The organism is Kitasatospora sp. NPDC056273 (assembly GCF_042268845.1).
Classification (GTDB): domain Bacteria; phylum Actinomycetota; class Actinomycetes; order Streptomycetales; family Streptomycetaceae; genus Kitasatospora.
The window spans coordinates 183924-209153 of record NZ_JBHJSJ010000004.1; the positions used below are offsets into that span (position 1 = coordinate 183924).

General features: G+C 72.7%; 18 protein-coding genes. 6 read left to right on the plus strand and 12 right to left on the minus strand.

Annotated elements, in window-relative coordinates; all coding sequences use genetic code 11:
* Window positions 1-48 precede the first annotated feature (48 nt).
* From bioD to bioB, 3 genes are read right to left on the minus strand one after another with little or no spacing between them, the layout of a single operon-like run.
* Complete coding sequence (gene bioD / locus ACFCY1_RS05400) at window positions 49-783, minus strand: dethiobiotin synthase (protein WP_375873609.1); 735 nt, start codon at window positions 781-783, stop codon at window positions 49-51.
* Window positions 780-2090, minus strand: a complete 1311-nt coding sequence (locus tag ACFCY1_RS05405) for an adenosylmethionine--8-amino-7-oxononanoate transaminase (protein WP_074003763.1) — start codon at window positions 2088-2090, stop codon at window positions 780-782. Before ACFCY1_RS05405 ends, bioD begins: the two co-directional genes overlap by 4 nt.
* Window positions 2091-2118: 28 nt before the next feature.
* The gene (gene bioB, locus ACFCY1_RS05410; protein ID WP_375873610.1) at window positions 2119-3345 is read right to left on the minus strand and encodes a biotin synthase BioB; all 1227 of its coding nucleotides are present in this window, start codon (window positions 3343-3345) and stop codon (window positions 2119-2121) included.
* A 293-nt stretch (window positions 3346-3638) separates the two neighbouring features.
* On the opposite strand from bioB, the gene ACFCY1_RS05415 reads away from it, so the two are divergent.
* Window positions 3639-4490 (plus strand): hypothetical protein, encoded by an 852-nt coding sequence (locus tag ACFCY1_RS05415; RefSeq protein ID WP_143204601.1) that lies wholly within the window; start codon window positions 3639-3641, stop codon window positions 4488-4490.
* Window positions 4491-4596: 106 nt separating this feature from the next.
* Here ACFCY1_RS05415 and ACFCY1_RS05420 read toward each other — a convergent pair whose 3' ends face one another.
* Window positions 4597-7089 (minus strand): DEAD/DEAH box helicase, encoded by a 2493-nt coding sequence (locus ACFCY1_RS05420; RefSeq protein WP_369808340.1) that lies wholly within the window; start codon window positions 7087-7089, stop codon window positions 4597-4599.
* A gap of 483 nt (window positions 7090-7572) precedes the next feature.
* Here ACFCY1_RS05420 and ACFCY1_RS05425 point away from each other — a divergent pair, with 483 nt between their 5' ends.
* Complete coding sequence (locus ACFCY1_RS05425; RefSeq protein ID WP_375873611.1) at window positions 7573-9540, plus strand: PIG-L family deacetylase; 1968 nt, start codon at window positions 7573-7575, stop codon at window positions 9538-9540.
* 91 nt (window positions 9541-9631) lie between these two features.
* On the opposite strand, the gene ACFCY1_RS05430 is transcribed toward ACFCY1_RS05425, so the two are convergent.
* The 4 genes from ACFCY1_RS05430 to ACFCY1_RS05445 are packed head-to-tail and all read right to left on the minus strand — an operon-like array spanning window position 9632 to window position 13824.
* On the minus strand, window positions 9632-10294 hold the full coding sequence (locus ACFCY1_RS05430; protein WP_375873612.1) for a hypothetical protein: 663 nt from the start codon (window positions 10292-10294) through the stop codon (window positions 9632-9634).
* The gene (locus ACFCY1_RS05435; RefSeq protein ID WP_375873613.1) at window positions 10287-11042 is read right to left on the minus strand and encodes a hypothetical protein; all 756 of its coding nucleotides are present in this window, start codon (window positions 11040-11042) and stop codon (window positions 10287-10289) included. Before ACFCY1_RS05435 ends, ACFCY1_RS05430 begins: the two co-directional genes overlap by 8 nt.
* Before the next feature lie 6 nt (window positions 11043-11048).
* Window positions 11049-13340, minus strand: a complete 2292-nt coding sequence (locus ACFCY1_RS05440; protein WP_375873614.1) for a hypothetical protein — start codon at window positions 13338-13340, stop codon at window positions 11049-11051.
* 31 nt (window positions 13341-13371) lie between these two features.
* Complete coding sequence (locus ACFCY1_RS05445; RefSeq protein WP_375873615.1) at window positions 13372-13824, minus strand: hypothetical protein; 453 nt, start codon at window positions 13822-13824, stop codon at window positions 13372-13374.
* 177 nt (window positions 13825-14001) lie between these two features.
* On the opposite strand from ACFCY1_RS05445, the gene ACFCY1_RS05450 reads away from it, so the two are divergent.
* On the plus strand, window positions 14002-15207 hold the full coding sequence (locus ACFCY1_RS05450; RefSeq protein WP_375873616.1) for an 8-amino-7-oxononanoate synthase: 1206 nt from the start codon (window positions 14002-14004) through the stop codon (window positions 15205-15207).
* Between the two features lie 23 nt (window positions 15208-15230).
* Here ACFCY1_RS05450 and ligD read toward each other — a convergent pair whose 3' ends face one another.
* Window positions 15231-16238 carry a non-homologous end-joining DNA ligase gene (gene ligD, locus ACFCY1_RS05455; RefSeq protein WP_181970480.1) on the minus strand — a complete coding sequence of 336 codons (1008 nt, stop codon included), beginning with the start codon at window positions 16236-16238 and terminating at the stop codon, window positions 15231-15233.
* Between the two features lie 66 nt (window positions 16239-16304).
* Here ligD and ACFCY1_RS05460 point away from each other — a divergent pair, with 66 nt between their 5' ends.
* Complete coding sequence (locus ACFCY1_RS05460; protein WP_375873617.1) at window positions 16305-17366, plus strand: ATP-dependent DNA ligase; 1062 nt, start codon at window positions 16305-16307, stop codon at window positions 17364-17366.
* A gap of 79 nt (window positions 17367-17445) precedes the next feature.
* Here ACFCY1_RS05460 and ACFCY1_RS05465 read toward each other — a convergent pair whose 3' ends face one another.
* Window positions 17446-18933 carry a serine hydrolase domain-containing protein gene (locus tag ACFCY1_RS05465; protein WP_375873618.1) on the minus strand — a complete coding sequence of 496 codons (1488 nt, stop codon included), beginning with the start codon at window positions 18931-18933 and terminating at the stop codon, window positions 17446-17448.
* Between the two features lie 533 nt (window positions 18934-19466).
* Here ACFCY1_RS05465 and tdh point away from each other — a divergent pair.
* Window positions 19467-20495, plus strand: a complete 1029-nt coding sequence (gene tdh / locus ACFCY1_RS05470) for an L-threonine 3-dehydrogenase (protein WP_049651233.1) — start codon at window positions 19467-19469, stop codon at window positions 20493-20495.
* A gap of 75 nt (window positions 20496-20570) precedes the next feature.
* Entirely contained in the window at window positions 20571-21764 is a 1194-nt protein-coding gene (locus tag ACFCY1_RS05475) for a glycine C-acetyltransferase (protein ID WP_375873619.1), read from the plus strand.
* A 201-nt stretch (window positions 21765-21965) separates the two neighbouring features.
* Here ACFCY1_RS05475 and ACFCY1_RS05480 read toward each other — a convergent pair whose 3' ends face one another.
* Together ACFCY1_RS05480 and ACFCY1_RS05485 are read right to left on the minus strand one after the other, a co-directional pair.
* Window positions 21966-23579 (minus strand): TolB family protein, encoded by a 1614-nt coding sequence (locus ACFCY1_RS05480; RefSeq protein WP_375873620.1) that lies wholly within the window; start codon window positions 23577-23579, stop codon window positions 21966-21968.
* A gap of 152 nt (window positions 23580-23731) precedes the next feature.
* Complete coding sequence (locus ACFCY1_RS05485) at window positions 23732-25114, minus strand: PD40 domain-containing protein (protein WP_049651230.1); 1383 nt, start codon at window positions 25112-25114, stop codon at window positions 23732-23734.
* Window positions 25115-25230: the final 116 nt, after the last annotated feature.

Genomic DNA, 25230 nt, shown 5'->3' on the forward strand with positions numbered 1-25230 from the left:
ACCGCGGGAGGTTCCGGGATCGGCTTCGCGCCCTCGACGAGGCCCGGCCTAGTCGGGCCGGTGGGCGTGCGCGAACCGCTCGGCATTCCAGGTGCCGCCGAGTGCGGGGGCGAGTGCGGTGACGGCGAGGGTGGCGAAGTCCTCGGCGCGGCCCGCGCGTTCCGGGAGGGCGCCGAGGAGGGGGGCGCCGGCGGAGCGGGGGAGGTCGGCGAGGTTGCAGCGTTCGGCGAGGCCGGGCTCGGCGGGCCAGGAGCCGACGAGCACGCCCGCGAGGGGGAGTTCGCGGGCCGCCAGGGCCTCCGCCGTCAGGGAGACGATGTTGAGCGTGCCGAGTCCGGCGGAGGCGATCAGCAGCACCTCGGCCGGGAGCCCGGCGTCGAGCACCGCCCGGGCCTGGTCGGCGAGGGTGCGGCCCTCGTCGTCGTAGCGGACCAGCAGTCCGCCCGCGCCCTCCACCAGCACCAGGTCGTGGGTGGCGGCGAGTTCGGCGACCTCGGTCACCACCTCGGCGGGGGAGAGGTACGGCATCCCGGCCCGCCGGGCGGCGGTGTCGGGTGCCAGCGGCTCGGGGTAGCGCACGAGCTCACGGATCGTCAGTTCGCCCGCCAGGCGCCGGACTTCAGCCGCGTCCCCGGGCTCATTCGGCGAGACGCCGGTCTGCCCCGGCTTGAGCACCGCGACCTTCCGCCCGGCCCGCAGCGCCGCCGAGGCGACGGCCGCGGTGGCGACGGTCTTGCCGACGTCGGTGTTGGTCCCCGTCACGAACAGGATGCGCGCGTTCATCCGGACACCGCCGCGGCGGTCACGGCGGCGGCGATGCGTGCCACGTCCTCGTCCTCCGTCACATAGGGGGGCATGGTGTAGATCAGGTCCCGGAAGGGCCGCAGCCACACGCCTTCGCGCGCCGCCGCCTCGGTCGCCGCCGGGACGTTCACGGGGTGGTCCAACTGCACGACGCCGATGGCGCCCTGGACCCGTACGTCCTGTACGCCGGGCAGTCCGGCCGCGGCCGCGAGGCCCTCGGCCAGTCCGGACTCGATGCGCTTGACCTCCACCGACCAGTCCTGCCCGAGCAGCAGCTCCAGCGAGGCGTTGGCGACGGCGCAGGCCAGCGGGTTGCCCATGAACGTCGGCCCGTGGGCGAGCACCGGCACCTCGCCGCGGCTGATCCCGTCGGCGACCTCGCTCGTGCACAGCGTGGCGGCCAGCGTCAGGTAGCCGCCGGTCAGCGCCTTGCCCAGGCACATCACGTCCGGCGAGACGCCCGCGTGGTCGGCGGCGAACAGCGCGCCGCTGCGCCCGAAGCCGGTGGCGATCTCGTCGAAGACGAGCAGCACCCCGTACCGGTCGCACAGGTCGCGCAGCATCCGCAGGTAGGCCGGCGAGTGGAAGCGCATCCCGCCGGCGCCCTGGACCACCGGTTCGACGATGACGGCGGCCAGCTCGTCGGCGTGCCGGGCCATCAGCTCCTCGAACCGCGCCGCGTACGCCGGGTCGAGCGGGGCGTCGAACCCGGCCGGCGGCTCGGGGGCGAACAGCTGGCCGGGCAGTACCCCGCCCCACAGGTGGTGCATCCCGCCGTCCGGGTCGCACACCGACATCGGGTGGAAGGTGTCCCCGTGGTAGCCGCCGCGCCAGGTGAGCAGTCGGCGCTTGGCCGGCCGCCCGGTGGACTGCCAGTACTGGAGGCACATCTTCATCGCGACCTCGACGGCCACCGAGCCCGAGTCGGCGAGGAAGACGTGCCGCAGCGGCTCCGGGGTGATCTCCACCAGCGTGGCCGCCAGCCGGACGGCGGGCTCGTGGGTGAGCCCGCCGAACATCACGTGGCTCATCCGCCCCAGCTGGTCGCGCACGGCCTCGTCCAGCACCGGGTGCCGGTAACCGTGGATCGCCGCCCACCAGGACGACATCCCGTCGACCAGCTCGCGCCGCCCGCCCGCGACCGGTTCGGCCAGGCGCAGCCGCACCCCGGAGGCGGACTCGACCACGTACGGGGTGACGGTCCCGGGCATCGGCCCGTACGGGTGCCAGACGTGGGCGCGGTCGAGGGCGAGCAGGTCGGTCGCGGATACGGGCGGCTGGAGCATGGTGCGTTCTCCGGAGGAGTCGGAACTGTCAGGCGTTGGGCGCGAGTTCGGTGCCGGCGCCGCGGCGGCGGACCTTCACCAGGTCGCCGCGGAGCTCGTCGTCCGATGCCTCGGACGCCTCCCCGGCCGGTGCGGACGGGGCGTGGGCGTGCCCGCCGCACGGCCCGCAGCCGCCGCCGCTTCCGCACGCGGAGGCCGCGCTGCCGCAGCCGCCGGAGGCGTGGCCGGCCTGGGCGGCCTCGGCGACGTCCGCGCGGTGGCGCGGCAGGGTGGCCTCGCCGGCGCCCTCGACCTCGAAGCCGGCGTCCTTGATCATGTCGAGGTCGGTCTGCCCGGCCTGGCCCTCGCTGGTCAGGTAGTCGCCGAGGAAGATGGAGTTGGCGATGTGCAGGCCGAGCGGCTGCATCGAGCGCAGGTGCACCTCGCGCCCGCCCGCGATCCGCACCTCGGTGTCCGGGTTGACGAAGCGGACCATCGCCAGGATGCGCAGGCAGCGCTGCGGGGTGAGGTTCCACTCCTTGGCGAGCGGGGTGCCCTCGAACGGGATCAGGAAGTTGACGGGGACGGAGTCCGAGCCCAGCTCGCGCAGCGCGAAGACGACGTCGACCAGGTCCTCGTCGCTCTCGCCCATGCCGGCGATCAGGCCGGAGCAGGCGGACAGCCCGGCGCCGTGCGCCTTCTGCACCGTGTCGACCCGGTCCGCGTAGGTGTGGGTCTTGGTGATGGTCCCGTAGGTGCCCTCGGAGGTGTTGAGGTTGTGGTTGTAGGCGTCGGCGCCGGCCGCCTTGAGCCGCTCCGCCTGGTTGTCGGAGAGCAGGCCGAGGCAGACGCAGATCTCGACCTCGGGGTCGGCGTCCTTGATGGCGGCCATGGTGTCGGTGACCCGGTCGATGTCGCGGTCCGTCGGGCCGCGGCCGCTGGCGACCAGGCAGACCCGCTTGGCGCCGCCGGCCACCCCGGCGCGGGCGGCGTCGGCGGCCTGGTCCGGCTTGAGCCAGGTGTACTTGAGGATCTCGGCCTTGGACCCGAGCCGCTGCGAGCAGTACGAGCAGTCCTCCGGGCAGAGCCCGCTCTTCAGGTTCACCAGGTAGTTGAGCTTGACCCGGCGGCCGAACCAGCGGCGGCGCACCTTGCCGGCGGCGGCGACCACGTCGAGCAGCTCGTCGTCGGTGGTGGCGAGGACGGCCAGGGCCTCCTCGCGGGTCGGGACTTCGCCGCGCAGGCCCTTGGCGGTGAGGGTATCGAGCAGATCCATGGGGCGATCCTGCCTGGTGGCGATCGAGCGGCGCCAGAGCAAACCCGCCAGAAGATCGGTGTGAGGATGTGCCGATTGCCACAGTGTCGAAGGTCACGGCTCCGCCGCTGGTCACGAGCTTGACGCGGGGCCGGACCTCCGGTTACCGGCCGGTAGCGATCGGGATGGCGAGCGGGGTGCCGGACGGCCGGCGGCCGACCGGCGGCGGGCCGGTGGCGGGCTCCGGCGGACGATGATCCACAACCCCCGACCCCGTGATCCACGCCACGCCGGGGGTGCTTAGAATCTGCGCCATGACCACGCAGGGGGAGCACACCCCGACTCCGGGAGAAGGCCGGGACGACCGGGCAGGGCAGCGGACCGGCGGGGGCGCCGACACCGACGGGGGGACGGACCTCAGGCGGGGCCGCCGGCTGACGGGCCGTCGAGCGGCCGGCTGGATCGTCGTCGTCGGAGTGGTCGCGGCCGGCGGATGGCTCATCACCCGCCCGATGCCCGGCGACTACATACCCGGGCTCGGCCCGTCCACCAAGGACTCGTCCGCGACACCGCGCGTGGTGGGCGCGCCGCCGCCGCGCACCGACCCCGAGGCCCTCAACGTCGACAACCTCTTCCCCGCCCAGCGGCCGGTCGAGGTCGGCGCCTTCAAGGCGCGGCGCAACGGCGTCCGGCAGGGCGAGAACTGCGTCGAGGTGCTCCAGGACCGCGGCCAGGACCCGCTGAAGGACACCGGCTGCCAGGGCTACCTGACCGTCAGCTTCAGCGGCCAGGACCACCCGGTGCTCAGCAGCGTCACCCTGCTGCGCTTCCCCGACCAGCCCTCCGCCGCCAGGGCCGCCGACGCCCTGCGGACCAAGCCCGGGGCGGTCGCCTTCATGCTCGCCGACACCACCACCGGCCCCGTCCAGGCCCCGGGCGCCAAGCAGGGCGGCGACCCGCGGGTCGAGGCGGTCGGGCACTACGTGACGGTCACCAGCTCGCGGCCCGGCGACGGCCGCCCGGCGGGCTCCGCCCCGAGCGGCACCGGGGCGCCGACCACGCCCGGCCAGCCGGCCACCGGCGCGGCGCCCAGCACCGAGCAGACCCTGGACGAGGCCACCCGGGCGCTCTCCTACGCGGCGGGCTCGCCGTTCGCCTGGATGTGACGGCGCTCCCCGGCTGCGACAGCGGCCCGTCCTGACGTGACGACGCCCCCGGAAGCCGAAGCTTCCGGGGGCGTCGACGTACATCCGGCGTCGACGTACAGCCGGCTCAGCCGCCGAGCCGGTCCACCGAGGTCACCCGCAGCACCGCGCGGCCCTCCTCGTCCGAGCCGTACAGGTCGACCTCGGCGCTGATGCCCCAGTCGTGGTCGCCCTCCGGGTCGTCGAAGATCTGCCGGACCCGCCAGGAGGAGTCCTCCTCCTCGATGAGCAGCATCTTCGGGCCGCGCGCGTCCGGGCCGGTGCCGAGGTCGTCGTACTCCTCCCAGTACCCGTCCATGGCGTCCGCCCAGCGGTCCGCGTCCCAGCCGTACTCGCCGTCCAGGTCGGCGAGCTCCTCGTAGTGCTCCAGCGCGCACAGCTCGACCCGGCGGAACATCTCGTTGCGCACCAGGACGCGGAAGGCGCGGGCGTTGGCGGTGACCGGCGCGGGCTTGTCGTCCAGCCGCACCTCGGCGGCCTGCGGCTCGGTCGGGTTGGCCAGCTGCTCCCACTCGTCGAGCAGGCTGGAGTCGACCTGGCGGACCAGCTCGCCGAGCCAGGCGATGACGTCCTTGAGGTCGTCGGTCTTCACGTCCTCGGGGACGGTCTGCTCCAGCGCCTTGTACGCGCCGGCCAGGTAGCGCAGCACGATGCCCTCGGTGCGGGCCAGCTCGTAGAAGCCGACGTAGTCCGAGAAGGTCATCGCCCGCTCGTACAGGTCGCGGACCACCGACTTCGGCTGGAGCTGGTGGTCGCCGATCCACGGGTGCGCCCGGCGGTACACCTCGTAGGCGTGGGTGAGCAGCTCCTCCAGCGGCTTCGGGTAGGTGATCTCCTGGAGCCGCTCCATCCGCTCCTCGTACTCGATGCCGTCGCGCTTCATCTCGCCGACGGCCTCGCCGCGGGCCTTGTTCTGCTGCGCGGCGAGGATCTGGCGCGGGTCGTCCAGGGTCGCCTCGACGATGGAGACGACGTCCATCGCGTACGAGGGCGAGGTCGGGTCGAGCAGTTCGAAGGAGGCCAGCGCGAAGGTGGACAGCGGCTGGTTGAGCGCGAAGTTCTCCTGGAGGTCCAGGGTGAGGCGGACGATCCGGCCCTCGGCGTCCGGCTCCGGCAGCCGCTCCACCACGCCGCCCTCCAGCAGCGAGCGGTAGATGGCGATCGCGGTGCGGATGTGCCGGCGCTGCGCGGCCCGGTCCTCGTGGTTGTCGGTGAGCAGCTTGCGCATCGCCTCGAAGGCGTTGCCCGGGCGGCCGATCACCGACAGCAGCATCGCGTGGCTCACCTTGAACCGGGAGACCAGCGGCTCCGGGTCGGCGCCGATCAGCTTGTCGAAGGTCTCCTCGGTCCAGCCGACGAAGCCCTCCGGGGCCTTCTTCCGGACGACCTTGCGCTTCTTCTTCGGGTCGTCCCCGGCCTTGGCGATCGCCTTGTCGTTCTCGATCACGTGCTCCGGCGCCTGGGCCACCACCTGGCCGACGGTGTCGAAGCCGGCCCGGCCGGCCCGGCCGGCGATCTGGTGGAACTCGCGGGCGCGCAGGATGCGCACGCGCTGCCCGTCGTACTTGGACAGGGCGGTGAACAGCACCGTGCGGATCGGCACATTGACGCCGACGCCGAGCGTGTCGGTGCCGCAGATGACCTTCAACAGGCCCGCCTGGGCGAGGCGTTCGACCAGCCGGCGGTACTTCGGCAGCATGCCCGCGTGGTGCACGCCGATGCCGTGGCGCACGTAACGGGACAGGTTGCGGCCGAACTTGGTGGTGAAGCGGAAGCCGCCGATCAGGTCGGCGATGGCCTCCTTCTCCGCCTTCGAGCACATGTTGATGCTCATCAGCGACTGGGCCCGGTCCACCGCCTCCTTCTGGGTGAAGTGCACGACGTAGACCGGCGCCTGGCCGGTCTGCAGCAGCTCCTCCAGGGTCTCGTGCATCGAGGTGCGGCGGTACTCGTAGAACAGCGGCACCGGGCGGGTCGCGTTGCGCACCACCGTGGTCGGCCGGCCGGTGCGGCGGGTCAGGTCCTCCTCGAAGCGGCGGACGTCGCCGAGCGTCGCGGACATCAGCAGGAACTGCGCCTGCGGCAGCTCCAGCAGCGGGATCTGCCAGGCCCAGCCGCGGTCCGGCTCCGCGTAGAAGTGGAACTCGTCCATGACCACCTGGCCGATGTCCGCCCGGGTGCCGTCGCGCAGCGCGATCTGGGCGAGTACCTCGGCGGTGCAGCAGATGATCGGCGCGGTCGGGTTCACGCTCGCGTCGCCGGTCATCATGCCGACCTGTTCGGTGCCGAACATCTTCACCAGGTCGAAGAACTTCTCCGAGACCAGCGCCTTGATCGGCGCGGTGTAGAAGGTCCGCTTCCCCTCCGCCAGCGCGGCGAAGTGCGCCCCCGCCGCCACCAGGCTCTTGCCCGACCCGGTCGGCGTCGCGAGGATCACGTTGTTCCCCGACACCAGCTCGATCAGCGCCTCCTCCTGTGCCGGGTACAGCGTGATCCCGCGCTCCTCCGACCAGGCTGCGAACGTCTCGTACAGCGCGTCGGGGGTGGCGGGCTTCGGCATCAGATCAAGGAGGGTCACCCGGCTATCTTGCCTGCTCGCCGCCACCCCGGGCAAAGCCCGGTGCCGCGAGGGGAGGGCCGGACGGGATTCCGCGGACGTCGATCACGCGGTACGGGACGGCGGCGGGGCGTCCGTCCCGCTCCGGGGCGTCGCGGCGGACCGGCGGTAAAGCGCGCGGTGGACCAGGGGGAAACCGGGGGGAAGCCGGTGGGAAACCGTGCGGCGGACCGGCGGGAAAGCGGAGGGAAACCGGCGGGAACGGGGGAAACGCCGTGGTCGGCCGGGGTGTGCGGCCCGACGGAGGAACGGGTTCGTCCGGAAACGAGGATACCGGGAAGGAAGTGGGCGAAGACGTTTGAGCGTGCGTCAACTGTCTTTCCAGTACGACACGTTCACGGAATGCGGCGCACGGCATTGTGGACCCGGGGATGGGTTAACCTCCTTCTGGCATGCTCACGTCCCGATCTCGAATTGGGGGATCCCATGGCAATCGGACGACGACAACTCCTCGCCTCCGTCGCGCTCACCGCCCTCGCCGCACCCGTCCTGACCAAGGCGACGGCGACCCGCGCGGCCGCGGCCGAACCCGGAGCCGTGCCCGGAGCCGCAGCCGTTCCCGGAGCCGCGGCCACCGGCTCCGGACCGCTGTTCATGCAGATCGTCGCGCACGAGGACGACGACATCCTCTTCATGAACCCGGACCTCTCCAACGCCCTCGCCGACGGCACGCCGTCCGTCACCGTCTTCGTCACCGCGGGGAACGCGACCGGCGACCCCTGCGCCACCGTCTGCTGGGACACCGCCGGCGAACCGCTGCGCACCTGGAACCGGCAGATGGGCGCCGTCAACGCCTACTCCCGGATGACCGGGGTCGGCGACACCGACCCGGCCACCGACGAGGTCGGGCACTGGACGGCCGAGGCCTGGACGGTCGCCGGCAAGCAGGTCGAACGGTACGTCCTCAAGGGCCGGCCGGTGCACCTGATCTTCCTCAACCTGCACGACGCCCGGCTCGGCGGCGTGCTGAACGGCGGCACCGACACCACCGTCGTCCCGAAGGACAGCCCGCTGTCCGGGCCGTCCACCTACACGGCCGCCGACGTCGTCGAAGTACTGCGCCAGCTGATGGCGACCTACCGGCCGACCGTGCTCCGGGCCCAGGACGAACTCCCGGACCGCCGCTACTCCGGTGACCACTCCGACCACGTCGCCGCCGCGAAGTTCGCCGGCCAGGCCGCCGGCCTCTACGGCGGCAACCTGATCCAGGTGAACTACCGGGACTACAACATCGGCGACGCCCCGGTGAACCTCGACCCGGCGACGGCCGGCGCCAAGGGCGTGTACTTCTCCGAGTACGCCGGCCACGACCACTCCGACGGGAACTACTCCGCCCTCTGGTTCTCCCGGATGTACTACCGCTGGTCGCGCGGCACCTCCTGGGCCGGGCTCAACCAGGACGGCCGGCCGCAGGTCTTCGTCGTCCGGGCCGGCGCCCTCCACACCTACTGGCGCCAGGCCGACGGCAGCTGGGGCGGCCCGCTCCGGATGGCCGACCCCGGCGGGCGGATCGCCCCCGGCATCGCCGTCGGCACCAACGCCGACGGCCGGCTGGAGGTCTTCGCCCGCCGCCTCACCGACCACCACCTCCTCTCCCTGCCGCAGGCCGTGCCCAACGGCCGCTGGTGGGACAGCTGGGCCGACCACGGCAACCCCAACACCGGGCTCGGCAACGAGGACCAGGTCGGCGTACCCGCCGTCGCCAACTCCCTGGACGGGCGGCTGGAACTCTTCGTCAAGAACGGCGGCGGCGGCCTCAGCGGCATCCGGCAGACCACCCCGGGCGGGGTGTGGACGGGCACCTGGACGGACTTCGGCGGCACCGACCTCCAGGACCCGGTCACCGCGATCCGCAACGGCGCCGGGGCGATCGAGGTGTTCGCCGCCACCCGCACCGCCGTCCTCGGCTGGCACCAGAGCACCCCGAACGGCGCCCTCACCGGCCCCGACCCGATCCCGGACGCCCGCCCGGCCAGCCCGCCCAAGGCCGCCCTCGACCAGGACGGCCGCATCGAGCTCGCCTACCGCGAGGTCGGCACCGGCGCGGTGCTGGTCAGCTACCAGACCCGGCCCGGCGGACCGTGGAGCCGGACCCCGGCCCCCCTCGGCGGCCACGGCGGCGTCGGCGAACCGGCCGCGGCCACCCTCGCCGGCCGCGTCGTCCTGTTCGAACGCAACGCCGCCGGCGGCGTCAGCACCACCGCCCAGACCGCCCCCGACAGCGGCTACGGCCCCTGGCAGGACCTCGGCGGCACCGTCCTCGACCACCCGGCCGCCCTCACCGACGGCACCGGCGTCCTCCACCTCTTCGCCATCGGCACCGACGGCCGGGTGTACCTCCGCACGGCCACCACCCCCACCACCTTCGACCCCTGGCAGAGCCTGCCGCTCTGACCGCCTCTTCCGGCGGCTGTTCGGGAGCACTCCCGAACAGCCGCCGGAGCGGATGACCGGCGACATCACCCGAGGGGCAGCGACTGACGGGTCAGAAGGGAGCGGTGGGCGGCTGCTCGGCCAGCTGCGGCGCGTTCGTGCAGCCCTGGGCGCGGACGATCGCCTTCGCGGTGCGCAGGGCGGCGGCGATCCGGATCCGGTGGACCTCGGTGACAGGAGTGTCCGAGGACCAGCGGTCGCCGGTGATCGCGATCTCGCGGTACGGCCAACTGGACGGCTGTCCGTTCTGCTCCAGGTAGTCGCAGCGCAGCAGCAGCTGCACGGTGCCCTCGTGGAACAACCAGCCCTGGGCTCCCGGGCCGAAGTCCAGTGACACGGGAAGGTTCGGTTCCCAGCCCGTCGCCTCGGCCTTGGTCTTCGCCCGCTGGAACTTCTCGTCGCGAATTCGGGTGGCGATGCTCGCGACCGCGTGGCTCAGCGAGCTGTCGCCCTTCCACGTGACGTTGCAGGCGGGGTCGTGGGGGTACTCCCGGTCCGTGAGCGCCTTCTCGTCCTGCCAGGCGAGGGTCTTGTGGCCCTTGCCGGACAGCGTGGCGAGGTCGTCGTGCGTGAACGCGTTCCAGCAGGCGCTCTGCGGCACGTCCACCCCCTGCCAGGGCTTGACGTACCAGAGCCCGCCACCGGCCCCGGCCACGAGCACCGCCGCGCCGAGCGCGATCGGCAGGACTCCGCGGCGGCGCGGACGCTCAGCCATCGGCCTTCTCCTTCGGCAGCTCCGGCACGGCCGGGGCGGCGGCGGGCAGCTGCACCTGGTTGGTGCACTGGTACTCGGCGGCGGCGACCCGGGCGATCTTCAACGCGGCATCGGCGTACGCCTGGCGTGCCTTGGCCGGGGAGACTCCGTCGACCGGTTCGCCACCGACCTCGACGCGGACGTACGGCGGGGCCTTGCGGTCGGGCTTGTCCGCCGTGGGGACCTGGAAGTCGCAGCGCACATAGAGCCGGACGGGATGATCCGGGTCGCCGCCGGCCAGCCCCACCGCGCCGGGGCCGAAGTCCAGGTCGACGACGGCGTGGTGCTGCCCGGTGTCCCGTGCGCGGTCGGCGTCGACACCGTCCCAGGCGGGGGCGACCTGGGCTTCGAGGAGGAAGCCTCCGGAGCCGTCGTCCGGATTCCAGACGACGCGGCAGTCGGTACTGCGGATCCCGGGCTCGTCCGGCGCGGTCGGCGTCTGGATCCGGGCCCGCGGCACGGTCTCGTACACCTTCCCGTACCGCCCGGCCAGCGGCTTCAGGTCGTCCCTCGACAGCGCGGACCAGCAGGCACTCTGCGCGATCTCCAACGACCGCCACGGCTGCCAGGCCCACAGCCCGCCCCCCACGACGGCGGCAACGGCGAGGCCCCCGGCCAGGGGCCGCATCACCCGGGGCCGCCGCCACCACGGTGGCGGCGGCGGAGGGTCGTCGGGCGAACGCGGGATGACGTGTGCGACGTCGACCACGGGTCATCACTCCTTGGCGGCGGCTGCTGCCGCCTGTTGCTGTTGGAAGAGGCGATGGCCGGTGTTGCAGCCGGCGTCGAGGCTGGCCGAGCCCTGGCGGGCCAGCTCGCTCAGGTAGTTCGGGTCGAGCCCGGCGTCGCGGCCGGCGCTCTTGACGGCGTCGACGACCGCCTGCTGGGAACCGGTGACCGAGGTGGCCACCTTGGTTCCGGCGTCGTCCGCCGCCTGGTTGGTCGTGTCGACGTGGTAGCTGTTCGCCACGTTGGTCATGATCTCGTCGACCTGGTCGTTGATGAGTCCGCCGACCTTGGGTATCTTCTCGGCCGCGACGCCGCCGGTGTAGTCCCAGACGGTCTTGGCGATGTCCTTCTTCGCGTCGATCGCGTCGTTGACCTCCTGGTCGGAGACCGCGTGGTTGTGGAAGATCTCGTCCGACATGGCGCTGGTGATCAGGCCGGTGACGATCCCGCCCGGCTTGGTCACGTTCTCGATCGACATGCCCAGGTCCTTGTGGAGCTCCGGGTGGGCCATGACCTGCTGGATCTGGGCGGTCTGGTAGGCCTGCTGGGCGGTGGCGATGGAGGCGTACGCGTCCGTGTCCCGACCGACGGCCAGCAGGAGCCGCTGGACGTCCTTCTGCGCGAACTCGGTGGCGACACCCGGGGCGGGTGCCACGCCCGGAGTCGGCTCCTTCGCGCCCGGTCCCTCCAGGGAGTTCTCGATGTCCGCGATGTAGTTGGCGGTCATGTTGCCGACGCTGCCGTTGAGGTCGGCGAACACCCCGCCGTGCAGCAGGCTCGGTCCGTCGCCGTTGCCGAAGCGCTGCACGACCTGCTGCATCACCGCGCTCATCTCCGGCGTGTGCGGCGGGTACTTGCCCTGGGTGTCGTCCCAGGCGCGGCCGGTGGCGGCGGCCTCCAGGGCGTGTCCGAGCGGCCCGACGTTGGACGGGTCGGCCGGGCCGCCTTCGAGCGGGCGCAGCGGGTAGTTCATGTCGACGAGGAGGGAGTTGTTCCCGGAGTCGGTGAACAGCTTGAAGTAGGTGTTCTGGCCGCCGGTGCTCTTGACGCTGCCGTCCGGGTTGTAGGTGGTGACCGGGTCGTTGAAGAACTTGGTGGCGGCTTCGGGGCTGTGGCCGAACGCGTCCAGGATGCCGGACAGCGGGTTGAAGCCCTTGAGGTTGCCGTCCTTGTCCGGCTGGCCGATGAACTTGAACTCGTCGAACGGGTAGCCGCCGCTGCGGTAGGCCGGGACCTCCCAGCGGGTCGGGTTCTCCTGGGTCAGCTGGGTGACGTGCTGGGCGATCGGGTTCAGGAAGTGCGCGTCGTACGACCCGTTCCGCAGCAGGTTGGCCATGATCTGGTAGCCGTACGGGCTCTTCGCGGGGTCGGCACCGGGCCGGAGCGGGATCTGGGCGGCCCCGGCGGCGCGGAACCTCTTCTCCCACTCGTCCGAGACGTGCAGCGGCTGCTTGGTGTCGGTCGCGGTGGCCAGGGTGAGGCCCAGGTCCTGCTGGATGCCCTTGATCGCCGCGGTGCGGGCCGAGCTGTTGGCGTAGTCGCCGCTCTGCGCCATCGCGCCGTACTTGGCCATGAAGGTCGCCGGGTCCTGGTTGCCGTAGAAGGAGGTGGCGAACCGCGGGTCGTTCTTGTGGTGGTCCAGGATGTCCTGGAGGTGCTTGAGCTGGGCGTCGGAGGCCTGGTCGCCCAGGCTGAGGATGTAGGTGGCCGCCTTGGCCTCCTCCTCCGGGATTCCGCCGACGGGGTTGGCGTTGAACGCGGTGCCGTCGCTGCCGGTGTCGTCGCCCAGGGCCCTGGAGGCGTCGAGGTCGGCCTCGGTGGCGCGGTCGATCGCGTCGCCGATGGCCTTGGCGGCGGTCTCGGCCTTGGCCTTCCAGCTCTTGGCGTACTCGGCGTCCTTCTTGTCCGCCTGGTTGGTGGGCGGCGGCCAGTGGACCGCGCCCTCGCCGTCGACGGTGAGGCCGGCGTCCGTGGCGTTCCGGACCGCGGTGGTGAGGTCGTTCTTCGCGGCCGTGATCTCGGTGTGGGCGTCGCGCAGTGTCTTCGCCAGGGCCGAGGCCTCCTCGAAGGCGGCGTGGATCTGGTCGCGGGCCCAGGTGAGCTTGGCGTTGGCGAGTCCGGCGGCGTCGCCGTGCCAGCCGGACTGCTGGATGGTGCCGATGACCTCGTTCTGCATCCGCTGGGTGAGGTCCCACTTGCGGACGAGGCTCTCGAAGTCGCCCGCCGCGGAGGCGAGGCTGCCGAGGTCGACCTGATTGAGCTGACTGTACGTCACCATGGTGGTGCTGCTTCCCCCGTGTGTGCTGTGACTAGCTGGTGGCGCCGTGCGTCTGGTTGAAGTTGGCCTGGATGTCGGAGTCGGTCCTGCTGTAACTCCGGGCCGTGGTCTGCAGGTTGGTCCCGACCTCGCCGACGGTGGTCTGGAGGCTCGCGGACTGGTTGCTCCAGGTGCCCCAGGTGCCGGTGAGCGTGCCGCCGAGGTTCCAGCCCTTGAGCGACGCGGCGGCGGCGTTGACGTGCTCGCCGGGCTGGTCGCACTCCGTCTTGACGGAGTCCCGCAAGGCGAAGGCGTTCTGCGCGGCCTGCTGGAGCGCGCCGGCGTTCACGGCGATGGTCTTGCCGCCGCCCGCCGGGGCCAGTGAGACCGGGGCGGCGTTGGCCCCGGCGAGGTCCGGGAACTGCTTCTTCGCGGCTTCGGTCAGATTGCCCTTGTCGTCGAAGAGCCACGGATTCATGCGGCGCTCGAATTCGAGGTCGGTCATTTTTCCATACCCCCCAGGTAAAGATCGGCATGGATCTTACTATTTATGCGGCGAGGAATTCGATGAATTGGATATTGATATGTGGTTAACAACTGGTGAATCACGACAGGAGTGGCCCGTCGATATGTGCCGATCCGCACATTGCCCGACGCGCGGAGGCATGCCAGAGTGCCGGGCATGAACCATCCGCTCGCGGCCGAGCCGCGCCCCTCCGTCCTCGCCGCTCCCGCCCCCGCGCACGTCTTCGACTGGCTCGACGAGACGGCCGCGATGCGGGCGGAGGCCGGGCTGACGCGGACGTTGCGCAGTCGGGGGGCGGACGACGCGGTGCTGGACCTCGCGGGGAACGACTACCTGGGGCTGACCAGGCATCCGGTGGTCGCCCGGGCGGCGGCGGACGCGGCGCTGCGGTGGGGCGGGGGGTCGACGGGGTCGCGGCTGGTGACCGGGACGACGGCGCTGCACAGCGAACTGGAGGAGGAGCTGGCCGAGTTCTGCGGGGTGGAGGCCGCGCTGGTGTTCTCCTCCGGGTACACGGCCAACCTCGCGGCGCTGACCGCGCTCACCGACCCGGACACCCTGATCGTCTCCGACGCCTACAACCACGCCTCCCTCATCGACGGCTGCCGGCTCTCCCGCGCCGACGTCCACCGGGCCCCGCACAGCGACCCGGCGGCGGTGGCCGAGGTGCTCGCCGGGCGGGCGCAGCGGCGGGCGCTGGTGGTCACCGACTCGGTGTTCTCGGTGGACGGCGACGCGGCCCCGCTGCCCGCGCTGGCGCAGGCCGTCCGCGCGCACGGCGCCGCGCTGCTGGTGGACGACGCGCACGGGCTGGGCGTGCTCGGCCCCGGCGGCACCGGGGCGCTCGCCGCGGCCGGGCTGGCCGGGCAGCCGGACACGGTGGCCACCGCCACCCTGTCCAAGTCGCTCGGCTCGCAGGGCGGCGTCGTCCTCGGCCCGCGCCGGGTGATCCGGCACCTCACCGAGACCGCCCGCACCTTCATCTTCGACACTGGCCTCGCCCCGGCCGCCGCCGGGGCCGCCCTCGCCGCGCTGCGCCTGCTGCGCGCCGAGCCGGCCCGCGCCGAGCGCGCCCGCGAGGTGGCCCGCACCCTGGCCCGGCAGCTCACCGCCGCCGGACTGCACGCCTGCGAGCCGCAGGCCGCGGTGGTCTCCGTCCGCGCCCCGGGCCCGGAGGCCGCCGTCGCCTGGGCCGCCGACTGCCGCCGCGCGGGCCTCGCCGTCGGCTGCTTCCGCCCGCCGTCCGTCCCGGACGGCATCTCCCGCCTGCGCCTCACCGCCCGGGGCGACCTGACGGACGGGCAGATCGCCGAGGCCGTCCGCGTCGTCGCCGAGCTGGCGCCGGTGGGTGCGCGGGGCTGAGGCTCCGGAGCGGACGGAGCGTCCTACTTCTTCTTGGCCCGGCTCGGTTGCACCCGGGTGGGTTCGCCGGCGGCCTTGGGGTGGTCGGGCGGGTAGGGGAGTTCGCCGAGGCCCTCGTCGTGGAGCTGCTTGTCGTACAGCTCCAGCAGGGGCTCCAGACGGAAGGCCTGGCCGTCCATCCCGGCGTTGAGGTCGCCGAGTTCGGCGAAGCGGGCGGGGACGGTGCGCAGGTCGAAGTCCTCGGGGGCGGCGTCGTCCAGTTCCTCCCAGCGCAGCGGGGCGGAGGCGGTGGCGCGGGGGCGGGCGCGCAGGGAGTAGGCGGAGGCGATGGTGCGGTCGCGGGCCATCTGGTTGTAGTCGACGAAGATCCGTTCGCCGCGCTCCTCCTTCCACCAGGCGGTGGTGACCTTCCCGGGCATCCGCTGCTCCAGGACCCGGCCGAGGGCGATCACCGCGTGCCGCCCGTCGGTGAAGGTCCACTCGGGCACCAGCGGCACGTACACGTGCAGGCCGCGCCCGCCGGAGGACTTGGGCCAGCCGCGCAGCCCGTACTCCTCCAGCAGGGCGCGCAGTTCGTGGGCGGCGCGGACGGCGTCGTGGAAGTCGGTGCCGGGCTGCGGGTCGAGGTCGATGCGCAGTTCGTCGACGTGGCCGGTGTCGGAGCGCCGCACCGGCCAGGGGTGGAAGGTGAGGCAGCCCAGGTTGGCGGCCCACAGGACGGCGGCCGGCTCGGTGGGGCAGATCTCGTCGGCGGAGCGGCCGCTGGGGAACTCGATCCGGGCGGTGGGCAGCCACTCCGGCAGGCCCTTGGGCGCGCGCTTCTGGTAGAAGAACTCGCCGTCCACCCCGTCGGGGAAGCGCTGCAGGGTGGTCGGCCGGTCGCGCAGTCCGCGCAGCACCCCGTCGGCGACGGCCAGGTAGTACTGCGCGACGTCCAGCTTGGTGAAGCCGCGTTCGGGGTAGTACACCTTGTCCGGGTTCGACAGCCGGACGGTGCGCCCGGCGACTTCCAGTTCCACGGCTGAGCCCATGCCCTTCACGCTAAGGGCCGGGCGCCCGGCGCGCGCCCCGGGGCGAAGCGGGCGAGGATCGTTCGCATGGACCTGCCCGTGATGCCACCGGTGGCGCCGATGCTCGCCAAGTCGGTGGCCAAGATCCCGCCCGGGATGCAGTACGAGGCCAAGTGGGACGGCTTCCGTTCGATCGTGTTCCGCGACGGCGACGAGGTGGAGCTCGGCAGCCGTACCGGCAAGCCGCTGACCAGGTACTTCCCCGAGCTGGTCGAGGCGTTCCGGCGGGAGCTGCCGCCGCGCTGCGTGCTGGACGGCGAGGTGGTGATCGCCCGGGACGGCCGGCTGCGCTTCGAGGAGCTGCTGGAGCGCATCCACCCGGCCGCGAGCCGGGTGAAGCTGCTCGCCGAGCGGACCCCGGCCTCCTTCGTCGCCTTCGACCTGCTCGCCCTCGGGGACGACTCGCTGGTGGACGAGCCGCTGTCGGTGCGCCGCCCGGCTCTGGAGGCCGCGCTCGCCGACGCCGCCGACCCGGTGTTCACCGCCCCCGCCGCCACCGACCTCGACCTCGCCCGGACCTGGTTCGCCGAGTTCGAGGGCGCCGGGCTGGACGGGGTGGTCGCCAAACCGCTGGATCAGCCGTACCGGCCGGGGGAGCGGAGCATGTACAAGATCAAGCACGAGCGCACCGCCGACTGCGTGGTGGCCGGCTACCGCGAGCACAAGAGCGGCCCGGTGGTCGGCTCGCTGCTGCTCGGCATCTTCGACGACGGGGGCAGGCTGCAGCACGTCGGCGTCTGCGCGGCCTTCCCGATGGCCCGCCGCCGCGAACTCGCCGAGGAACTGGCCCCGTTGCGGATGGACGACCTGTCCCGGCACCCGTGGGGCGGCTGGGCGGACGAGGCCGCGCACGCCGAGGGCCGGCTGCCCGGCGCGGTCAGTCGCTGGACCGGCGGCAAGGACCTCTCCTGGATCGCGCTGCGCCCCGAGCGGGTGGTCGAGGTCGCGTACGACCACATGGAGGGCACCCGGTTCCGGCACACCGCGCAGTTCCGCCGCTGGCGCCCGGACCGCACGCCGGAGAGCTGCACCTACGCGCAGCTGGAGGAGCCGGTCTCGTACGACCTCGGCAGGGTGCTGGGGATCTGAGGACCGGGAGGCCGAGGACGTGACGGAGGCCCGACCCGGTGAGCCGGGTCGGGCCTCCCGTACGGTCGGAACGGGTGGGTCAGGAGATGTGCAGCGTGGCGGTGGCGCCCGCGGTGGGCGAGGCCGTCGGGGACGGCGAGGCCGTGGGGGAGGCGGTCGGGGAGGCTGTGGGGGAAACCGAGGGCGAAGCGGTGGGGGAGGCCGTGGCAGACGCAGACGCAGACGCAGACGCAGACGCGGAGGCGGAGGCGGAGGCCGAGCCCGAGGCGGGCGGGGTGGGCAGCGTGTAGACGTTGTTCGGCGAGACGATCTGGGTGATCGCCCGCGCCACGAACGTCGAGGGCTCCGAACCGTCGTGCAGGATGTCGGTGTTGAGCATGATGGAGAGGCTGGCCTGCGCCTGCGGCAGGTAGAGCACCACGCTCTCGTACCCGGGCAGCGAGCCGTTGTGGCCGATCCACCCGTGGGTGGTGAACACCCCGAAGCCGTAGCCGAGGTCGGGGGTCGGTCCGGTGGCCTTGGTCTTCAGCCGCTCCGCCTGGGTGGCGGGCTTGAGCAGCGGTTCGCCGGTGGCCAGCACCTTCGACCAGGTCCGGAAGTCGGCGATGGTGGAGATGGCGGCGCCGGCCGCCCAGCCCCAGGACGGGTTCCAGGTGGTGGCGTCCTCGACCGCGCCGGTGAGCGTCTGGTTGGTGTAGCCGTGGGCGTGCGGGTCGGGGAAGGCGGCGTCGGTCGGCAGGCTGGTCTTGGTGAGCCCGGCGGGGGTGAACACCTGCTGGTTCAGGAAGTCCTGGAGCGGCTGCCCGCCGACCTTCTCGACGACCAGGCCGAGCACGATCAGGTTGGTGTTGGAGTACTCGAACTGGGCGTCCGGCTGGAAGTTCGCCGGGTGCTTGAACGCGTACGCGAGCAGCTGGTCCGGGGTGAAGGGACGGCTCGGGTCGTTGAAGAACGCCTGCTGGAAGTCGGAGTCCAGGGTGTAGTTGAACAGGCCGCTGCGCATGTCGCCGAGCTGGCGCAGGGTGATGCCGTCGCCGCCGGGCACGTTCGGGACGTACTTGGAGACCGGGTCGTCCAGGCCGAGCTTGCCTTGGTCCACCAGCCGCAGGACGGCGGTGGTGGTGAAGGTCTTGGTGACGCTGCCGATCCGCATGTACAGGTCGGGGGTCATCGGGGTCCCCGCGTCCTTGTCGGCGACGCCGAAGGCGCGCTGGTAACTGCCGTCGGGGGTGGCGTAGTCGACGATCACCCCGGGGATGGCGACCTGGCCCATCACCTGCTTGATCGCGTCGTCCAGCTGGGTCGTGACGGCCGTGGTGAGCGGCACCACCCCGCCGGAGGGGCTGCCGCCCGGTGTGGCGGACGGGCTGAGCGCGGCCGGTTCGGCGGTCACCGCCGGACCGGCCTGCCGTGCGGGCTTCGACTCCCCGGAGCAGGCGGAGACGGCGAGCAGGCCGGTCAGCGCGAGGGCGGCGGAGGCCACCCGTACGGCGGAGGCCGCCCGGACGGAGCGGGGGACGCGAACGGAGCGGGGAACGGACGGTCGCGGCCGTCGGGTGTCGGTCATCGGCGCAGGCGCCTCTCTGGGGCGGACGGCCCCGTGGCGAAGGGCCCCGGAGCGCGGCTCGGCCGGGCCGGAGCGCTGCTCCACGGGGCCGTGGGGGAACGTCGTCACCGTAAGCACCCGCCTCGTACCGCCGCGCGCGGGTCGGCGGCCGACTGGACCGAACGGGAGCACCGTCAGCCGAGTGCCCCGCCCGGCTGGCGGTCGGTGGTCGTCCACTCCAAGGGTCGAGTACGGGCCCGGGGCGGGTCGGCCGGCCGGCCGCCGCGCGGGGTCGCGGCGCCGGGCCCGCGCTCGGCCGGACGGGTGAGCACCGGCACGCCGCGCCCGCCCGCGCACCCGCCGCCGACCACCGCTCGGGCACGATCGTTCAGCCCAGCTGTGGCCGCCCTTAAGAATTCCTCGATGGACCGCACCCCCTCCGACCAGGCAGATTTCTGCCTGCCCGGAGCGCGTCCGCCAGGAGCGGCCGAACCGGGCCTCCTCGGCCTGCCCCCGTACCCGCAGGCCGTCCCACCCGCACGTCAGGAGCCGCCGTGAAGGCACTCGTCAAGCAGCAGGCCGAGCCCGGGCTCTGGCTGATGGACGTCCCCATGCCCGAGATCGGCCCCGGCGAGGTGCTGATCAAGGTGCTGCGGACCGGCATCTGCGGCACCGACCTGCACATCCGCAAGTGGGACGGCTGGGCGCAGCAGACCATCAGGACCCCGCTGGTGCTCGGCCACGAGTTCGTCGGCGAGGTCGCCGAGCTGGGTGCCGGTGTCACGGACATCGCGGTCGGCGACCTGGTCAGCGGCGAGGGCCACCTGGTCTGCGGCAAGTGCCGCAACTGCCAGGCCGGCCGCCGCCACCTGTGCCGCAACACCGTCGGCCTGGGCGTGAACCGGGACGGCGCGTTCGCCGAGTACGTGGCGCTGCCCGCCTCCAACGTCTGGGTGCACCGGGTGCCGGTCGACCTGGACGTGGCCGCGATCTTCGACCCGTTCGGCAACGCCGTGCACACCGCGCTGTCCTTCCCGCTGGTCGGCGAGGACGTGCTGGTCACCGGCGCCGGCCCGATCGGCATCATGGCCGCCGCCGTCGCCAAGCACGCCGGCGCCCGCAACGTGATGATCACCGACGTCTCCCCGTACCGCCTCGACCTGGCCCGCAAGGTCGGCGTGACGCTGGCGCTGGACGTCTCGCAGCACACCATCGAGGAGGGCCAGCAGAAGCTCGGCCTGCGCGAGGGCTTCGACGTCGGCCTGGAGATGTCCGGCCGCCCCGAGGCGATGCAGTCGATGATCGCCAACATGACCCACGGCGGGAAGATCGCCATGCTCGGCCTGCCCGCCGAGCAGTTCCCGGTGGACTGGGCCTCGATCGTCACCTCGATGATCACCATCAAGGGCATCTACGGCCGGGAGATGTTCGAGACCTGGTACGCGATGTCCGTGCTGCTGGAGGGCGGCCTGGACCTCGCCCCGGTGATCACCGGCCGCTACGCCGCCACCGACTTCGAGGCCGCCTTCGACGACGCCGCGAGCGGCAACTGCGGCAAGATCATCCTCGACTGGACCGCCTGAGCCCGGCTCAGCCCCGCCGAAGCTCCCCCGCCGAACCCGCCGAACCGCCCCGCCGAACTGATTGAGGAGACCGCAGTGTTCGACAACGTGCGTGCCGACGTCGCCGCCACCCTGGACGAGATCCGCGAGGCCGGGCTGTTCAAGCCCGAGCGGGTGATCGGCACCCCGCAGAGCGCCGCCGTCACCGTGACCGCCGGCGGCCTGCCCGGCGAGGTGCTGAACTTCTGCGCCAACAACTACCTCGGCCTGGCCGACCACCCCGAGGTGCTCGCCGCCGCCAAGGACGCCCTGGACCGCTGGGGCTACGGGATGGCCTCGGTCCGCTTCATCTGCGGCACCCAGGACGTCCACAAGGAGCTGGAGGACCGCCTCTCGGCGTTCCTCGGCCAGGAGGACACGATCCTCTACTCCTCCTGCTTCGACGCCAACGGCGGTGTCTTCGAGACCCTGCTGGACGACCGGGACGCCGTCATCTCCGACGCGCTGAACCACGCCAGCATCATCGACGGCATCCGGCTCAGCAAGGCCCGCCGCCACCGCTACGCCAACCGCGACCTGGCCGACCTGGAGAAGCAGCTCCAGGACACCCAGGACGCGCGCCGCCGCCTGATCGTCACCGACGGCGTGTTCTCGATGGACGGCTACGTCGCCCCGCTGCGCGAGATCTGCGACCTGGCCGACCGCTACGACGCCATGGTCATGGTGGACGACTCGCACGCCGTCGGCTTCGTCGGCCCGAACGGCCGCGGCACCCCCGAGCTGCACGGCGTGACGGACCGCGTGGACATCATCACCGGCACCCTCGGCAAGGCGCTCGGCGGCGCCTCCGGCGGCTACGTCGCCGCCCGCCGGGAGATCGTCGCCCTGCTGCGCCAGCGCTCCCGCCCGTACCTGTTCTCCAACTCGCTGGCCCCGGTGATCGCGGCCGCCTCGCTCAAGGTGCTCGACCTGGTCGAGAAGTCCACCGAGCTGCGCGAGCGGCTGGCGGCCAACACCGCGCTGTTCCGGGCGAAGATGACCGAGGCCGGGTTCGAGATCCTGCCCGGCGACCACCCGATCGCCCCGGTGATGATCGGCGACGCGGCCAAGGCGGGCCGGCTCGCCGAGCTGCTGCTGGAGCGCGGCGTGTACGTGATCGGCTTCTCCTTCCCGGTGGTGCCGCACGGCCAGGCCCGGATCCGGGTGCAGCTGTCCGCGGCGCACTCCACCGAGGACGTCGAGCGCGCCGTCGCGGCCTTCGTGGACGCGCGCGCCGCCCTGGAGGACTGACCTCCACCCAGGCCGCCCGTGGGCCGGACCGCTCGGAATCGGACCGGCCCACGGGCTCACCAACCGCCGTGCGGCGCAGGCGAATCGATCCGCCCCGTGCCGTAGGGACCAGAGACCACCTGCCCCACCCTCCCGCTGCGGGGGCGGGACGCCGGCCCAGCCGACGTCCCGCCCCCGTCGCGGTTTTCGGGCAGCGGCCGGTCAGTCGTCCCAGCCCTCGCCCTGACCGTCACCCTGGTCGTCGCCCTGGCCGTCGTCGTCCTGGGCGGCGTCGAGGCCCTGGTGGCGGCCCGCGGGCTTGGCGAACACCTGGGTGTTCTCCTCCGCCGCCGGGCCGTCGGCGCCGGCGACCAGGTTGCCGCTGGTCGAGTCGAACAGCACGGTCCGGCCCGAGGCGGCCACGACCGGGTCCCGCGACGAGCCGTTGCCGAACGAGCCGTCCGGCGCGGTGGAGACCCGCTCGGTGCGGCCGGTGCGCAGGTCCTGGCGGTAGACGTCCCAGCCGGGATGCTGCGGGCCCGGCACCAGGTTGTCGGCGGCGGACTCGAAGTAGATCCAGCGGTTGTCGGCGGTGATCGAGCCGTGGTCGGAGGAGCCGACCGAGCTGGTGCCCGGCAGGCCGCCGCTGACCTTCGTCACGGTGCCCTTCTTGAGGTCCCGGACGTAGAGCACGGTGTGGGAGCGGTGGCCGCCGGTCGAGCCGCCGGGCTCGGCCAGGGTGTAGACCGCGTGCCGTCCGTCGGGGCTGATCGTCGCCTCGAAGCTGGCGCTGCCGATCTGGCCGTCGAGGCCCGCGCTCACCGCCGTGATCTTCCCGGACCGTACGTCGTAGGTGTAGTAGGGAGCGGCGTTCGGACGGGCCAGGGTCGGCTGCGCCGCGTTCTGCGGGACGTTCTGGCGTGCGGCCTCGGCGGCGCTCGGGGTGAGGTCCACGTCGGCGGGAGCGGCGGCCGAGGCGGTGGTCGCGGCGGCGAGTCCGGGCGCCTGCTCGTCCGGCAGCAGGTTGGAGATGGAGCCGAAGCCGATGGTGCGGCCGTCCGCGCTGATCGTCGGCCGGAAGGAGGTGCTCTCGCCCGGCTTGCCGTGCACGTCGCGGGTGACCAGCCGGGTGGTGTGGGTCCAGCGGTCGGTGAGGTAGACGTTGATCTTCCAGGTGTAGGGCCTGGCGAGCGAGGGGGCGGTGCCGGAGTCGGGCTCCGGCTCCTCCACGACGGTCGGGTCCAGGTCCTTCCGGGAGGACACGAAGACCACGTACCGGCCGTTGCCGCTGACCTGCGCGTTGTACGAGCCGTGGTACTGGTCGGCGTCGGTGTTGGTGGGGCTGTCGCTGACCAGCTCGGTGCGGCCGGTCCTGCGGTCCCTGATGTACACCTCGGTGCGGTTCTTGACCTGCGCGCCGGGCGCCACGTTCTCGTCCTCGCTGTCGAAGACGACGTAGCGGCCGTCGGCGCTGATCCCGGCCTGGTCGGTCGAGCCGCTCAGCGCCCCGCCCGCGTCGGATAGGTTGACCTGTTCGAGGCGGCCGGTGCGCAGGTCCTTCACATAGGCGTTGCTCCAGCCCACCGGGGGGTTGGGCAGCAGGTTCGTGGCCCGGGAGGTGAACAGGGCGTAGCGGCCATTGGCGCTGATGCCCTGGGTGGTCGACAGGTTGTCGGGCGCCGCGCCGTTCAGCCCGACGCTGACCTGGGTGGTGCCGCGCGGTAGTGGGGCGGCCTGGGCCGGGGCGGCGGTGACGGCGAGCACGGCGGCCGCGGCCAGGATGCCGCCGCCACCGGCCAGCCACCGGTTGCGGGTCGTCCGGGTGGTACGGGACATGAGGTCTTCCCCCCTCTGATCGCCCGGCCGGGCTCCCTCCCGACGGCGGGCTTTCGCAGAGCCAACCGTCGGGAGGGCAGGGGGGTCAACGTCCTCGGGTGATCTCGGCTGAAAATACGTCAACAGACGTATGCCGCAAGGGAATCAGGCCATCAGGGGCGGCGCAGGAAGACGTCCGCGGCGCCGTTGGTGTCGCCCGGCACCAGGTTGCCGTCACCGGCGGTGAAGAGCACCGTGTCGCCGGCGAAGTCGACGAACGGGGCCGTGGAGCCGGTGCTGCTCTGCCCGCCGTCCCGGGTGAGGCTGACCCGTTCGATCGCCCCGGTCCTCAGGTCGCGGCGGAAGATGTCGCTGACGCCGTTGGTGTCGCCGGGGACGAGGTTGTCGGCGCTGGAGTCGAAGTAGACCCAGCGGCCGTCGAAGGTCATGGCGGGGTAGTGGGCGCCCTCGGTGGTCGTGGTGCCGGGCAGGAAGGCGTTGAGCCAGGTCAGCTTGCCGGTGGCCAGCTCCCGGGCGTACAGGTCCATCCGGTATCGGTAGGAACCGGGCCGGCCGATGTGGACCGGCAGGCCGAAGAGGGCGTAGCGGCCGTCCGGGCTGAGCCGGGGGCCGATGCTGGTGCCGCGCAGGTAGCCCTGGTCGTCCACGCTGGCGCCGGAGACCTTGCCGGTGTCGGCCTTCCAGACGAAGTAGGGGTAGAAGCGGGGCTTGGCCAGTCCGGGCGCACCGGCGTCGGTGCCGTCGGTGCCGGCGCCCGGTTCGGTGGCGGCCGGGTCCTGCGGGAGCAGGTTGCCGGCCCGGGAGCTGAAGCCGACGGTGGAGCCGTCCGCGCTGATCGTCACACCGTAGGAGGAGTTGTTGGGGGCCTCACCGTCCGCGCCGGTGGTGACCACCCGGGTGGTGCCGGTCCAGCGGTCGGTGACGAGGACGCTGAAGTAGCGCGGATTCGAGCCCGGGGCGAGGTCGGTGCGGTTGGAGGTGTAGGCGATGTAGCGGCCGTCCCGGCTCAGCGAGGGCTCGGCGGAGAACGCGCCGTCGGGGGAGCCGCCCGGGCCGACCGGCTCGGTGTGCCCGGTCCAGCGGTCGCGGACGAAGACGTCGCTGCTGCGCACCACCTGGCCCGGCACCACGTTGGTGGCGCTGGTGCTGAAGGCCACGTACCGGCCGTCGGCGCTGATCGAGGCCTCGCTGGTGGGCGCGTTCAGCCGGGAGCCGTCGTCGGCGACGCTGACCTTCTCGACGTGCCCGTTGCGCAGGTCGCGGACGTAGACCTCGTCGGAGTTCGGGGTGCCGGGTTCCGGCAGCAGGTTGGTCGCGGTCGAGGTGAAGAGCGCGGAGCGGCCGTCCTCGCTCAGCCCGAGCGCGACGGAGTCCCCGTTGAGCTGCTCGCCCTTGGCGGTCTCGCTGATCCGGGCGGTGTCGCCCTTGGGCGGCTTGGCCTCGGCGGCGGGCAGCGCCGCGCCAGCGGCCACGGCGGTGGCGGCCAGCACGGCGGCGGCGCGGGCGAGCCGGCGTCGGGCGGGTGTGTGCGTCATGGATCGTCCTCCCCTGGTGGCGGTCCCGGGCCCACGACCCCCGCGGCCCGGTTTGAGGAGAGCCAAGCGTCGTACGGATCATCGGTCAACGACCGGCGGCGATCTCGGGCGGAAAT